General features: G+C 65.8%; 11 protein-coding genes. 6 read left to right on the forward strand and 5 right to left on the reverse strand.

Going from position 1 to position 13,107, the window contains the following annotated elements:
• Nucleotides 1–32: 32 nt before the first annotated feature.
• The 3 genes from ACE3Q6_RS09650 to ACE3Q6_RS09660 are packed head-to-tail and all read left to right on the forward strand — an operon-like array spanning nucleotide 33 to nucleotide 2,848.
• Nucleotides 33–905, forward strand: a complete 873-nt coding sequence (locus ACE3Q6_RS09650) for an alpha/beta hydrolase (protein ID WP_374431494.1) — start codon at nucleotides 33–35, stop codon at nucleotides 903–905.
• Between the two features lie 55 nt (nucleotides 906–960).
• Nucleotides 961–2,382, forward strand: coding sequence for a metalloprotease TldD (tldD, locus tag ACE3Q6_RS09655; protein ID WP_374431498.1), 1,422 nt, complete (start codon nucleotides 961–963; stop codon nucleotides 2,380–2,382).
• A 10-nt stretch (nucleotides 2,383–2,392) separates the two neighbouring features.
• The gene (locus ACE3Q6_RS09660; protein ID WP_374431500.1) at nucleotides 2,393–2,848 is read left to right on the forward strand and encodes a hypothetical protein; all 456 of its coding nucleotides are present in this window, start codon (nucleotides 2,393–2,395) and stop codon (nucleotides 2,846–2,848) included.
• Nucleotides 2,849–2,929: 81 nt separating this feature from the next.
• On the opposite strand, the gene ACE3Q6_RS09665 is transcribed toward ACE3Q6_RS09660, so the two are convergent.
• The 4 genes from ACE3Q6_RS09665 to maiA form a co-directional block, all read right to left on the reverse strand.
• Entirely contained in the window at nucleotides 2,930–5,227 is a 2,298-nt protein-coding gene (locus ACE3Q6_RS09665) for a Tex family protein (RefSeq protein ID WP_374431503.1), read from the reverse strand.
• Between the two features lie 66 nt (nucleotides 5,228–5,293).
• The gene (locus tag ACE3Q6_RS09670; protein ID WP_374431505.1) at nucleotides 5,294–6,313 is read right to left on the reverse strand and encodes a GlxA family transcriptional regulator; all 1,020 of its coding nucleotides are present in this window, start codon (nucleotides 6,311–6,313) and stop codon (nucleotides 5,294–5,296) included.
• Nucleotides 6,314–6,469: 156 nt separating this feature from the next.
• Nucleotides 6,470–6,928: a MarR family winged helix-turn-helix transcriptional regulator gene (locus tag ACE3Q6_RS09675; RefSeq protein WP_374431507.1), complete on the reverse strand. Its 459-nt coding sequence runs from the start codon at nucleotides 6,926–6,928 to the stop codon at nucleotides 6,470–6,472.
• A 49-nt stretch (nucleotides 6,929–6,977) separates the two neighbouring features.
• Nucleotides 6,978–7,616, reverse strand: coding sequence for a maleylacetoacetate isomerase (gene maiA / locus ACE3Q6_RS09680; RefSeq protein WP_374431510.1), 639 nt, complete (start codon nucleotides 7,614–7,616; stop codon nucleotides 6,978–6,980).
• A gap of 116 nt (nucleotides 7,617–7,732) precedes the next feature.
• Between maiA and hmgA the strand changes: the two genes are divergently transcribed.
• The 3 genes from hmgA to ACE3Q6_RS09695 all read left to right on the forward strand — a co-directional run bounded on the left by hmgA (nucleotide 7,733) and on the right by ACE3Q6_RS09695 (nucleotide 12,038).
• Entirely contained in the window at nucleotides 7,733–9,088 is a 1,356-nt protein-coding gene (hmgA, locus tag ACE3Q6_RS09685) for a homogentisate 1,2-dioxygenase (RefSeq protein WP_374431512.1), read from the forward strand.
• A 31-nt stretch (nucleotides 9,089–9,119) separates the two neighbouring features.
• Nucleotides 9,120–10,370, forward strand: a complete 1,251-nt coding sequence (gene fahA / locus ACE3Q6_RS09690; RefSeq protein WP_374431514.1) for a fumarylacetoacetase — start codon at nucleotides 9,120–9,122, stop codon at nucleotides 10,368–10,370.
• Between the two features lie 267 nt (nucleotides 10,371–10,637).
• Nucleotides 10,638–12,038 (forward strand): mannose-1-phosphate guanylyltransferase/mannose-6-phosphate isomerase, encoded by a 1,401-nt coding sequence (locus tag ACE3Q6_RS09695; protein WP_374431516.1) that lies wholly within the window; start codon nucleotides 10,638–10,640, stop codon nucleotides 12,036–12,038.
• A 45-nt stretch (nucleotides 12,039–12,083) separates the two neighbouring features.
• On the opposite strand, the gene ACE3Q6_RS09700 is transcribed toward ACE3Q6_RS09695, so the two are convergent.
• Nucleotides 12,084–13,107 (reverse strand): acyltransferase family protein (locus ACE3Q6_RS09700; protein WP_374431517.1); only part of this gene is annotated, 1,024 nt, incomplete at its 5' end.

The following is a 13,107-nucleotide window of genomic DNA, read 5'->3' on the forward strand; positions in this document are numbered from 1 at the left end:
GCTGTTTCCCACGGCCCTCAAACCATATTAGCTTGCCCGCGACAAGCAAAACCGTCGCGACAAATCGCGCGTTCGACCCCCGAAAGGCAATCGCCCTGGCCATCGTCAAGCTCACGCTCGTCACCTTCGGCGTCCTTTACGCGACGCTGCTTTCCGGCATGTATCTCTTCCAGCGCGAGCTGCAGTATTTCCCCACGCGCCGCGACCCCGCGCCCGAGGCCGTGGGGCTTGATGGGGTCACGCGCGTGGAATTGCCCACCCCCGATGGCGAGATTCTGGTCCTGTGGACCGTTCCCGCCGCCGCGGACCGCCCGACCGTGCTGTTCCTGCATGGCAACGGCGGCGAGGTCGCTGACCGGGCCGACCGCCTCGCCTTCTACCAGGCTAAAGGGTTTGGCGTGGCCTTCCTGTCCTGGCGCGGCTACGGCGGGTCAACGGGCTCCCCGTCCGAAGCGGGCCTCGTCGCAGACGCAAAGGCCGCCTACGACTACCTGCGCGACCAGGGCGTTCCATCCGACCGCATCGCCGTGGTCGGCGAATCCCTCGGCACCGGCCCGGCCGTGCAGCTGGCCGCCGCGAACCCGGTCGGCGCCCTGGTGCTGGAGGCCCCCTATTCCGCCGCCGTCGACATCGCCCGCGCGGCCTATCCCTGGCTTCCCGTTGGGCTCTTGATGAAGGACCAGTTCCGCTCGCGCGATCACATCGCCGCCGTCCGCGCGCCGATCCTGATCCTGCACGGCGACGACGACCGGGTGATCCCGCCCGGCTTCGGCCGCCGCCTGTTCGAGGCCGCAAGGGACCCCAAGACCTTCCTCTCGCTTGGCCCCGTCGGGCATGAGGCGCTGTTCACCCCCACGACCTGGGCGGCAGGTGCGGAGTTCATCGACACGACCATCCCGCCTTGACCCGGCCTTCGCGACGGCCCATCTCTGCAGCCTGACCTTCGGAAAGCCCTGCCCCATGACCGACGCCCCCTTCCGCCCGTTCGAGACCCATCTGGACGAGGCCGCAGCCCTCGCCACCCTGCGCGCGGCGACCGATGGCGCCGACGATGGCGAGCTTTTCCTCGAACGCCGCCGGGCCGAGGCGATCGTGCTGGACGACGGGCGGATCCGGCAGGCGACCTATGACGCGAGCCAGGGCTTCGGCCTCCGCGCCGTCAGGGGAGAGGTCGCGGGCTATGCCCATTCGACCGAGATCACCGAAACTTCCCTCCGCCGCGCTGCCGAGACCGCGCGCCTTGCCGTGGGCGCAGGCGGAGGCACGCTTGCCGCCCCGCCGCGCGGCACCAACACCCGCCTTTATCGCGCGGACGACCCGATGGCCGAGGCAACCTTCCCCGTGAAGATCGAGACTCTGCGCGAGATCGACGCCTACGCTCGCGCCCTGGATCCCCGCGTGGTGCAGGTTTCGGCCACCCTCTCGGCCTCGCTGCAGGAGGTCGAGATCCTCCGCCCCGAGGGCACTCGGCTTTCCGATATCCGCCCGATGGCGCGGATCAACGTTTCGGTCATGCTGGAAGAGAACGGCCGCCGCGAACAGGGTGGCATGGGCAAGGGCGGCCGTCACGGCCTGGCCGAGCTCATGTCGCCCGAGACCTGGAAGCCGATGATCGCCGAGGCCCTGCGCATCGCCCGCGTCAACCTTGGCGCGGTCGAGGCCCCGGCCGGGGTGATGGACGTCGTCCTCGGCCCCGGCTGGCCCGGCATCCTGTTGCACGAAGCCATCGGACATGGTCTGGAGGGTGACTTCAACCGCAAGGAAACCTCGGCTTTTGCTGGGCTGATGGGTAAACAGATCGCCTCCAGGGGCGTGACTGTTCTTGATGACGGTACAATTCCCGACCGCCGCGGCTCGATCTCCATCGACGACGAGGGGACGCCCTCGGGCAAGAATGTGCTGATCGAGGATGGCGTGCTGGTGGGCTACATGCAGGACCGCCAGAACGCGCGCCTGATGGGAGTCCAGCCCACCGGCAACGGGCGGCGCGAAAGTTTCGCGCATATCCCGATGCCGCGGATGACCAACACCTACATGCTGGCCGGAAGCGACGACCCGGCGGGGATCGTGGCGTCGCTCAAGGACGGGATCTACGCCGTGGGCTTTGGCGGCGGGCAGGTCGACATCACCTCCGGCAAGTTCGTGTTCAGCTGCACCGAGGCCTACCGAGTCCGGAACGGGGTCATCGGCGAAGCGGTGAAAGGCGCGACGCTGATTGGCGACGGAGCCACGGCACTGAAGGGCATCCGGGCCATCGGCAACGACCTGCAGCTTGATCCGGGGATCGGCAACTGCGGCAAGGCCGGGCAATGGGTGCCGGTGGGCGTGGGCCAGCCGACGCTGATGATCCAGGGCCTGACGGTCGGGGGAGCGGCAGCATAAGGAGTAGAAGGTGGCACAAGAAATCACTTTGGACTTCTTGCGCGGCATTACAGTCGAGAAGCGCCACAAGCTTTATATGAATGCCTGCAAGAAGGCGCACGAGCCACAGGGGAAGGCGCTGAAGGCTTTAATCGAGGAGTCAGGTCTTCCCTACTCTGAAGCGGCTGCCTTGCGGGGCGATGACCCCATCACCCTAAAGATGCATGAGATCATCTGGTCCGCTGAAGGGAGGCAGGCCGCTATTGCAGCAAGCGAACTGGGTCAGGCGGCAATGGCCGGAATCGACCCACTGCTTCAAATGGCCCTAGGCGTCGACTATGGCCCGCACAACATGGCCACGAACCGCGCGGGCGTCATCACCGGGGAGCTGATGCACTCCCTTGGATACGTCCGCGTTGCGCAAATTCCGCTGCCGTCGCATTGCGTAGCGAAAAGCGCGACGTCTTGGAAGCGCCGCGCCACTTAGCGTCGGGGAACCGATTTCTTGAAAGAAATCGAACCGGAGCCTTTAAAGGCTCCGATGCGGACTTTTTGAAAAGTCCGGCCCCTACCGCCCAAACTTGCCCTTCAACGCATCCGCAAAGGCATTCCCACCGCCCTGCGGCCCGCTCTGCATCGGCCCCCGCACCGGCTTGCCTGGCCCTGGCCCCCGCTCCCGTGCCTGGTCCTTGGCGCTCGCCCCGCCGTCCGACTTCATCGTCAGCCCGATGCGCTTGCGGGCCACATCGACCTCGACCACCCGGACCTTGACCACATCCCCCGCCTTCACCACCGCATGGGGGTCCTTCACGAAGCTGTCGGACAACTGGCTCACATGTACCAGCCCGTCCTGATGCACCCCGATGTCCACGAAGGCCCCGAAGGCCGCGACGTTCGTCACCGTGCCCTCCAGCACCATGCCCGGCCGCAGGTCGGTGATCTCGTTCACGCCTTCGGTGAAGGTCGCCGTCTTGAACGACGGCCGGGGATCGCGGCCCGGCTTCTCCAGTTCCGACAGGATGTCCTTCACCGTCGGCAACCCGAAACGTTCATCCACGAACGCCGCCGGGTTAAGCTTCTTCAACGCCGCCCCGTCGCCCATCAGGCTGCGGATGTCCCGCCCGCAGGCGGCGACGATCTTCCGCGCCACGTCATAGGCCTCGGGGTGGACCGAGGAGGCATCCAGCGGCTCCTTCCCCCCGGTGATCCGCAGGAACCCCGCCGCCTGTTCGAAGGCCTTCGGCCCCAGCCGCGCGACCTTCAGGAGGTCCTTTCGCGTTCCGAACGGCCCGTTCTGGTCGCGATGCGCCACGATGGCCTCGGCAAGCCCCGGTCCGACGCCGGAGACACGGGCCAGCAGCGGAGCCGAAGCGGTGTTCAGGTCCACCCCCACCGCGTTCACCGCGTCTTCCACGACGGCATCCAGCGACTTCGCCAGCCGGTGCTGGTCCACGTCATGCTGGTACTGGCCCACCCCAATCGCCTTCGGCTCGATCTTCACCAGCTCGGCCAGCGGGTCCTGCAACCGCCGCGCAATGCTGACCGCGCCGCGCAACGAAACATCCAGCTCCGGAAACTCCCGCGCCGCGAGTTCGCTTGCCGAATAGACCGACGCCCCAGCCTCGCTGACGACCACCTTCACCGGCTTTTCCGGTCCCGGCAGAAGCGCCAGCAGGTCCGCCACCAGCTTCTCCGTCTCGCGGCTGGCCGTTCCGTTGCCGATGGCGATCAGCTTGACCCCGTGCTGCCCGATCAGCCGGGCAATCGCCACCTGCGCGCCCTTCAGATCGTTCTTAGGCTGGAACGGATAGACCGTGTCCGTCGCCACCAGCTTCCCCGTAGCATCGACCACCGCGACCTTCACCCCGGTCCGGATGCCCGGGTCGAGGCCCATCGTCGCCTTCCCCCCCGCCGGGGCCGCCAGCAGCAGGTCCTTCAGGTTCCGTGCAAAGACCCGGATCGCCTCGGCCTCCGCCGCCTCGCGCAGTTCCGCCATCAGGTCCAAGGTCAGCGAGGTCCTGATCTTCACCCGCCAGGCCCAGGCCGCGGCCTCGCGGAGCCACTTGTCCCCCGCACCCTGCCCCGAGGCCCCCACCGCCGCCCCGCAGGCGCGTTCCGCCGGGCTTTCCCCACGCGGCGCTTCGGCGTCGACCTCCAGGTCCAGCGTCAGCACCTCCTCGTTCCGCCCCCGGAACATCGCCAAGGCGCGGTGGCTCGGCACGCGGGCAAAATCCTCGGTATGCGCGAAGTAATCCGCGAATTTCGCCCCTGCCGCCTCTTTCCCCGCCACGACCTTCGCCGCCAGCTTCCCGGCCTTCCGCATGTGGACCCTGAGCCGCCCCAACAGCGAGGCATCCTCAGAAAGCCCCTCCGCCAGAATATCCCGCGCCCCCTCCAGCGCGGCTTTGGCATCCGGAAAGCCTTCCGACAGGAACCCGCCCGCCAACGCCATCGGGTCGGCAGAACGATCCGCAAGGATCGCGTCATACAAGCCCTGCAACCCCGCCTCGCGGGCGATCATCGCCTTGGTGCGGCGCTTGGGCTTGTAGGGCAGGTAGATGTCCTCGAGCTCTGCCTTCGTCACCGCCGCGGCAATCGCGCGGGCCAGCTCATCCGTCATCTTGCCTTGGGACGAGATCGACTCGGCAATCGCCCCCCGCCGCGCCTCCAGCTCGCGCAGGTAGCCCAGCCGCTCCTCCAGCTTGCGCAGCTGGGTGTCGTCCAGGCCCCCCGTCACCTCTTTCCGGTAGCGTGCGATGAAGGGCACCGTCGCGCCCCCGTCCAGAAGCTCTACCGCCGCGCTGACTTGCTGGGGCGTGGCACCGATTTCCGTGGCGATCAGGCGGGGGATCTGGGTCAGGCTCATGCGAATCCTCGGAACGATGGGCGGGCACCTTAGCCGCGCCCCGGACGAGGGTGAAGAGCGCCGGACCTAGCGGTAGCGTGCGGGGCTCATCCCGAACCGCTTCCGGTAGGCCTTGGAAAAGCTCGACCGCGAGTTGAAGCCGGTCGCGACGGCAATTTCCAGGATCGACAGGGTGGTGTCAGCCAGGAGGTTCCGCGCCTCCTCCAGCCGCAGGCCCAGGTAATAGCCCTTGGGTGTCTCCTGCAGGACCGACTGGAAGATCCGCTCCAGGTGGCGGGGCGACCGACCGAAGACCTCGGCCAGCTGGTCGCGGTCCAGGGGCGTGGCGATGTTGGCCTTCATCGCAGCGATCACCCGCGCCACCGCCGGGTTGCGCGAGGACATGGGGGCCGGGAAGGCCGCCTTCTGCGTCGCGTTGGCCTCGCGCCGGCGGCTGTGCAGGCACATCTCGGCCACCGCATCGGCCAGCTTCTGGCCATGGTCCTGCGCGATCAGTGCCAGCATCAGGTCGACGCCAGCCTCGCCCCCCGCGCAGGAGAAATGCTTGCGGCCGATGACATAGATCTGCTGCAGCGGCTCGACGTCGAAGAGCTCTCGGAAGGCGGGGCGGTTCTCCCAGTGGACGGCAGGGCTGTCGTCGCCCAGAAGGCCCGCGCGGGCCAGCGTATAGGCCCCGGTGCAGATCGCGCCCAGGCCGCCGCCCTTCCGGGCATGGTCGCGCAGCCAGCTCAGCACCTTCCGGTCCGCCGCCTGGCTGGCATCGGTGCCGGAACAGACGATGGCCGTCGTCTCGCGGGTCAGAGGGTCCAGGCCCTGGTCGACCTCGATCCGCACCCCGGCCGAACTTTCCACCGGTGCCCCGTCCATGCTGACAAGGCGCCAGCGGTACAGCGGCTGCTGGGTCAGCTGGTTCGCGATGCGCAGAGGCTCGATCGCCGAAGAGAAGGCCAGAAGCGTGAAGCGCGGCAGGGCGAGGAACGCGAAATCCCGGGTCGACGCAGGGCCCGGAAGGGCGAAATGCGCCACACCGCGCGGGATGACCACCGTGGCACGCTGGAAGCTCTGGTCGTCGGCGGGACGGGTCACGGGGCGGTATCCCTGAAGGACGCTTGCGAAGATGTGGGAAGCTGCCCGCTAATGATCCTGCGGGAAGATTCTGTCAACGCCAGATCAGGCCCGACCGGGGGCGCGAAAGATCGGAAGGCGGTTCCAAAGGCCTATGACCCAAGGAACCCGGCGCGACTAGCCAGCGTCCTGCGACGCCCGATCCGGCGTGGCCAGCGCGCGAAGCAGGCCCACCAAACGCTCCACCTCTTCCGGTCCAAGCGACTGGCGCAGCTGCCGGTCGAAGTCGACGGCGGCTGCCCCCAGATCGGCAAAGACCTCCTGCCCTTTCGGGGTCAGAGACAGAAGCTCGGCCCGGCGGTCGGTTTCGCTGGGGCTGCGGATCAGCATCCCCGCCTCCTCCAGCGCGGCGACGGCCCGGCTGACCTTGGTCTTCTCGACGTGGCTGAGGACGCAGATGTCGCGCGCGGTCATCGAGCCGAACTTGCCAAGGTTGGCCAGGACCCGCCATTGCGTCCGGGTGAAGCCATACCGCTCGCGGTAGATCGACTGGAACCCGCGCGAGGTGGCCTCGGCGGCCTGGTTCAGCAGATAGGGCAGGAAGGCCTGCAGGTCGAAATCGGTGGCTTTGGCCATGGCGACTGTCCTTTCTGCGGGCGGACCCTGCCACAGGCGTCCTTTCCTGTCACGGTGCCGGTCGGACCCGGTCGGGATGGGCGGCGGCGACAGCGGGCAGCGTCTCAAGCCGGGCCGCGATGGCGGAAAGCCGCGGGAAAGCCGCTGGCTCCACGCCCCAGCGGCGGGCGTTGTAGACCTGCGGGACCAGGCAAAGGTCGGCCAGACCGGGTCGATCCCCGTGGCAGAAGGCGGTCTCCGGGCCCTCTTCGAGAAGCGCCTCCAAGCCCTGCAATCCCAAGGTGATGAAATGCGCCATCCAGCCCTCCATCGTGGCGGATCCGCCCAGGCTGACCGCATGGCGCGCAACGCGAAGGTTGCAGACGGGCTGGATCTCCATCGCGATGGCATGGGCCAGGGCACGCGCGCGCGCCCGGGCTTCTGGAGTGCCGGGCAGGAAGCCTGCCAGCCGCGTCTCGTCCAGGTACTCGATGATCGCCAGCGACTGGGTCAGCCGAAGCCCGTCGATCTCCAGGACCGGGACCAGCCCTTGCGGGTTTGCCTGCAGGTGGCTCTCGCTTCGCTGCTGGCCCGCCAGAAGGTCCACGTGCCGCGCCTCGTACTTCAGGCCAAGCAGGTTCAGCGCCATCCTCACCCGATAGGCGGACGAGGACCGCCAGTAGTCGTGCAGCACGATCTTGTCCGGCATGGACGGCCTTTCGCAGCAGGATGGCGCTGCCGGGGTCTAGCTTGACTTGGTTGCACATGCAACTATTATTGCAGCCGCGCACATGTTGCACCGGCAAGGCCGCGCAGGAGGATCGCATGACCAGCCACAGCCTTCCCGCCGGCATGATCCGTGCCGCCACGACCCCTGGCCCGCATGCAGGCTACATGCCAGGCTACGGCAATGATTTCGAGACCGAGGCCCTGCCGGGCGCGCTGCCGCAGGGCCAGAACTCGCCGCAGAAATGCGCCTACGGGCTTTATGCCGAACAGCTTTCCGGCTCGGCCTTCACCCGGCCGCAGCCCGAGCGGACCTGGTGCTACCGCATCCGGCCGTCGGTCAAGCACACCACGCGGTTCGAAAAGATCGACGTGCCGCTGTGGAAATCCGCGCCACATGTGCTGCCCGATGTCATCAGCCTTGGCCAATATCGCTGGGACCCCATCCCCCATGCCGACGAGACGCTGACCTGGATCTCCGGGATGCGGACGGTGACCACGGCGGGCGACGTGAACACCCAGACCGGAATGGCCGCGCACATCTACCTGGTCACGGCGTCGATGCAGGACGAATACTTCTATTCGGCCGACGGCGAGATCCTCGTCGTCCCGCAGGAAGGCCGTCTGCGGTTCTGCACGGAACTTGGGATCATCGACCTGGAACCGAAAGAGATCGCCCTTCTTCCGCGCGGCCTCGTCTACCGCGTCGAAGTGCTGGAAGGTCCCGCCCGTGGCTTTGTTTGCGAGAATTACGGCGTGCCCTTCACTCTTCCGCACCGAGGTCCGATCGGCGCGAACTGCCTGGCGAACCCGCGCGACTTCAAGACGCCGGTGGCCGCCTTCGAGGACCGCGACGCGCATTCCTCGGTCGTCCTCAAATGGTGCGGGCAGTTCCACCGCACGCCGATCGGGCACAGCCCGCTGGACGTGGTGGCCTGGCACGGCAACTACGCGCCCTGGAAATACGACCTCCGGAGCTATAGCCCTGTCGGCGCGATCCTCTTCGATCACCCCGACCCGTCGATCTTCACCGTCCTCACCGCGCCCAGCGGCCTGGAGGGGACCGCGAACATCGACTTCGTCCTGTTCCGCGAACGCTGGCTGGTGGCCGAGCACTCGTTCCGCCCGCCCTGGTACCACAAGAACGTCATGTCCGAACTGATGGGCAACATCTACGGCATCTACGACGCCAAGCCCAAGGGCTTCGTCCCCGGGGGCATGTCGCTGCACAACTGCATGCTGCCGCATGGGCCGGACCGCACGGCCTTCGAGGGTGCCTCGAACGCCGAGTTGAAGCCCGAGAAGCTGGACGAGACGATGAGCTTCATGTTCGAAACCCGCTTCCCCCAGCACCTGACCGAATGGGCGGCCCGGTCCGCGCCCCTGCAGGACGACTACATCGACTGCTGGAAGAGCCTGGACAAGAAGTTCGACGGCACGCCGGGTGTGAAGTGACCACGGCCCTGCCCCACAGGAAGGACGAAAGATGCGCCTGATCCGGTCCTGGGTGGACAGCGCCAACGCGCCCGACGGTCCCTTTCCGCTGAACAACCTGCCCTGCGGCGTCTTTTCCCGGGGCGACGACCCCCGCTGCGGCGTGGCCATCGGGGATTTCGTCCTGGACGTCACGGCGCTGGAAGAGACGGGGCTCCTCGATCTGGACGGCGGGCCCTACCTCGACGTGCCGTTCTGGAACGACCTTATGGCCGCAGGACCTGCCACCTGGTCCGCCTTCCGCGACCGCCTGCAGAGGCTTCTGGCCGAGGGCGCCCCGGACCGCGCCGCGGTCGAGCCGCACCTCGTCCCGTTGGCCGGGGCGATCCTGTATCTGCCCTTCCTCGTCAGCGAATACACCGACTTCTACGCCGGCCGGAACCATGCCTTCAACGTGGGCAGCATGTTCCGCGGGCCCGAGAACGCGCTCCCGCCGAACTGGCTGCACATTCCCATCGGCTACAACGGCCGGGCCTCCTCGGTCGTGGTGTCGGGGACCGAGGTGCGCCGCCCCTGGGGACAGGTCAAGGGCGCGGACCACCCGGCTCCTGCCTTCCAGCCCTCGCGCCGCTTCGACTTCGAGCTGGAACTCGGCGCGGTCGTCGGCACAGCCTCGGACGGCCCCGTGACCGTGGCCGAGGCCGATGCGATGATCTTCGGCTACGTCCTGCTGAACGACTGGTCGGCGCGCGACATCCAGGCCTGGGAATACCAGCCGCTCGGGCCGTTCCAGGCCAAGGCAACGGCAACGACGATTTCCCCCTGGATCGTGATGAGGGCGGCGCTGGAACCCTTCCGCACCTCGACCCCCGCGCGCGAAGTGCCGCTCCTGCCATACCTCCACGAACCCGGCCCAATGCTTTACGACATCGCGCTGGAAGTGGGCCTGACGCCCGAAGGCGGGACCGAGACGATCATCGCGCGCACCAATTACGCCGAAATGTACTATTCCGCCGCGCAGCAACTGGCCCACCACACGACCAGCGGCTGCCCGATGAACACGGGCGACCTTCTTGGCTCGGGGACGATCTCCGGCCCGACGAAGGACAGCCGCGGCAGCCTCTTGGAACTGTGCTGGGGCGGCAGGGAGCCCATCGCCATCGCCGGCGGCACGCGCAGGTTCATCGAGGACAACGACACGATCACCCTGCGCGGGCACTGCAAGGGCGCGGGCTTCACCATCGGCTTCGGTGCCTGCACGGGCAAGGTTACCCCGGCACTGGCCGATCCCTACGCCAGGTAAGCCCTGCGGGCCACCAGACCAGCACTTGGAACAGCCTCGCCCGGCTCGAACGGGGTAACTGTGAAACGACTTCCCAAGTTCCGGTCTCGCGGTCCTTCTCCAACCGACCTTTCCCAGTCCGTATGAAAGATCGTGAGAACGCCCCAAAAGACGACGCGACCGGGTTTTCAATCAAGATCTGAACGTGTAGCAGCGGCACCGACAAAAAGTAGGTTCCAAAGGCACCGGATTCCCCTCCAGGTTGCCGTCGTACAAGGTGTGAACGCAGTGATAACTCCCATCATTCTCTGCGGCGGCTCCGGCACCCGCCTCTGGCCGCTGTCGCGCAAGTCCTATCCCAAGCAGTTTCTGCCGCTTGTCAGAGAACAGACCCTGTTCCAGGGCACGCTTGCCCGTTTTTCCTGCAAGGATTTTGCTGCGCCCGTGGTGCTGACCGCGGAAGAGTTCCGCTTTATCGCCACCGATCAGGCTCAAGCCATCGGATTGGCGGACGCGCGCGTCGTAATCGAGCCCTCTCCTCGCGACACCGCCGCCGCTGTGCTCGCCGCTGCGCTGATCCACGAGGCCGAGCCCGCGACGCTGCTGCTGATTTTGCCCTCTGATCATGAGATCGGTGACGAGACTGGCTTCCTGAAAGCCATCGCCGCCGGGGTCGGGGCGGCCCAGCGGGGCCAGATCGTGACATTCGGCATCGCCCCAACCCGTCCCGAGACCGCCTATGGCTACCTGGAATTGACGGAAGCCGTTAAGCTTGGGACCCCCGTGCCGGTAAAGAACTTCCGGGAGAAGCCGGATGCAGTCACCGCGGCCGAGTTCCTCGCTGCGGGGCGCTATCTCTGGAACGCCGGTATCTTTCTCGCCCGCGCCGGCGACCTCATCGCTGCCTTCAAGACTCATGCTCCGGAGATGATCTCACCGGTCCGCGCCGCTATCGAAGGCGGGCAGGCAGACCTTGATTTTGTGCGGCTCGATGCCGCCCATTGGGCAGAAGTCCCGGCAATCTCGTTCGACTATGCGGTCATGGAAAAGGCGACGAACGTAACCGCGGTTCCCGTCGATTGTGGCTGGAACGATCTGGGCAGCTGGGACGCGCTGATCGAGCCAGGCCAGGATGTTACCACCCATGGCGCGGTCACCGCGATCGATGTGACGGGCAGCTATCTGCGCTCGGAAGAGCCCAACGTCCATCTGGTGGGCCTTGGCTTGAAGGACATTGTAGCCGTCGCCACCCGCGACGCAGTGCTCATCGCAGATCGTTCGCGCCTGCAGGACGTGAAGACCGCCGTCGCCACGCTGAAGAAGAAGAAGGCGCCGCAGGCTGAGGAGTATCCTCGCTTCCACCGGCCCTGGGGCTGGTACGAAACCCTCTGTCTCGGCACCCGGTTTCAGGTGAAGCGGATCATGGTGAAACCTGGCGGCGTCCTGTCGTTGCAGTCGCACTTCCACCGCTCCGAGCATTGGATCGTCGTCGCAGGAACGGCGGAAGTGACGATCGGCGAGACTGCGCGGCTCGTGACCGAGAACCAGTCGGTCTACATCCCCCTCGGGGAAAAGCATCGCCTTGCGAATCCCGGCAAGGTGCCGATGTATTTGATCGAGGTGCAGACCGGCGCCTACGTTGGTGAGGATGACATCATCCGTTACCAGGATGTTTACAACCGCAGCTGATCGAAGACAGGGTAGAAGACGAGCCCATCTTCCGCTAAAGCTGCTTTACGACGTCGCCGGTACCTCAGCGGACCCAGACCTGACGCGTCGGCCTGGTTTGAGCCGGAGCATTGGTTTCTCTACAAGATGAAACGATGCTGCCGCGAACACGCAGCTGATAAGGAAAGTCAAGACGAGGTGACCTGTGAAAGGCAGGTCGCGACCGAACACGTGCGACAATGTCTGCGCTACCGGGAAACCATACAGGTAGACGCCATAAGACAGATCCCCGAACCTTCCAGCACTGCGCAAAATTACGGTCGAGGCCGTGCCAATCGAAATCGTGGCGTAGGCGATCAGCGCAGCAACGAGCGGATGTGGTGCGTCCAGATAGCGAATGCAAAATTCGCCCAGCAGGAGTGCGCCGATACCGATGGCAGCAGACGCCCGCACAAAGCGGCGCAACAGATAGAGACAGCCCCCAATCATGAAACACGGCGCCACGTCAAGTGTGTAGTCTATGCGAGTTCCATAGATCACCGTGCCGCCAACGATATCAAACTGCAGAGAGAATTGAGTGTAACTCAGGGCAAGAACGATGATCGTCGCGAGACCCCATATAGTTTCAAATCGGAACCGCGGCAGGAATGCGGCGATTATACCGCATGCCATGACCAGGCAGTACATCGCAAATTCCGCAGGAAGGCTCCAGAGGGAGCCATTTACCGCAACCGGATAAGCATTATCCTCAAAAACGCCCGGGAGGCTGTAGACGACGTAAAGTCCGAGGTTCTGGAAATAATCGAGGAACGCATCATCGCTGAAGTACCCCAATAGATCGCGATTCGAGACCAACGGCCCCAAGACACAGGCGCTGAGGATCACGACCAGAGCCAATGCGGGCCATATCCGAAGCAGCCTCCGCACGAGAAAGCGCTTGGGATCAGGATCGTTCAGCCAGCTTGCAACGATCAGATAGCCAGACAGGGAAAAGAATATCTTGACTGCTACTGCACTTACCTCCGATCCCAGGACCCTCGGGACTGGTCCTTCCGCCAGAAGCGGAAAGCCATGTCCAAATATGACCAGA

Origin of the sequence: Tabrizicola sp. (assembly GCF_041913445.1) — a bacterium.
Lineage (GTDB): Bacteria > Pseudomonadota > Alphaproteobacteria > Rhodobacterales > Rhodobacteraceae > Tabrizicola.

Excerpts from the sequence above, each read along its gene's own strand:
- tldD (WP_374431498.1), top strand. The coding sequence starts at position 961 with ATGACCGACGCCCCCTTCCGCCCGTTCGAGACCCATCTGGACGAGGCC.
- ACE3Q6_RS09665 (WP_374431503.1), bottom strand. The coding sequence starts at position 5,227 with ATGAGCCTGACCCAGATCCCCCGCCTGATCGCCACGGAAATCGGTGCC.
- ACE3Q6_RS09675 (WP_374431507.1), bottom strand. The coding sequence starts at position 6,928 with ATGGCCAAAGCCACCGATTTCGACCTGCAGGCCTTCCTGCCCTATCTG.
- maiA (WP_374431510.1), bottom strand. The coding sequence starts at position 7,616 with ATGCCGGACAAGATCGTGCTGCACGACTACTGGCGGTCCTCGTCCGCC.
- hmgA (WP_374431512.1), top strand. The coding sequence starts at position 7,733 with ATGACCAGCCACAGCCTTCCCGCCGGCATGATCCGTGCCGCCACGACC.
- fahA (WP_374431514.1), top strand. The coding sequence starts at position 9,120 with ATGCGCCTGATCCGGTCCTGGGTGGACAGCGCCAACGCGCCCGACGGT.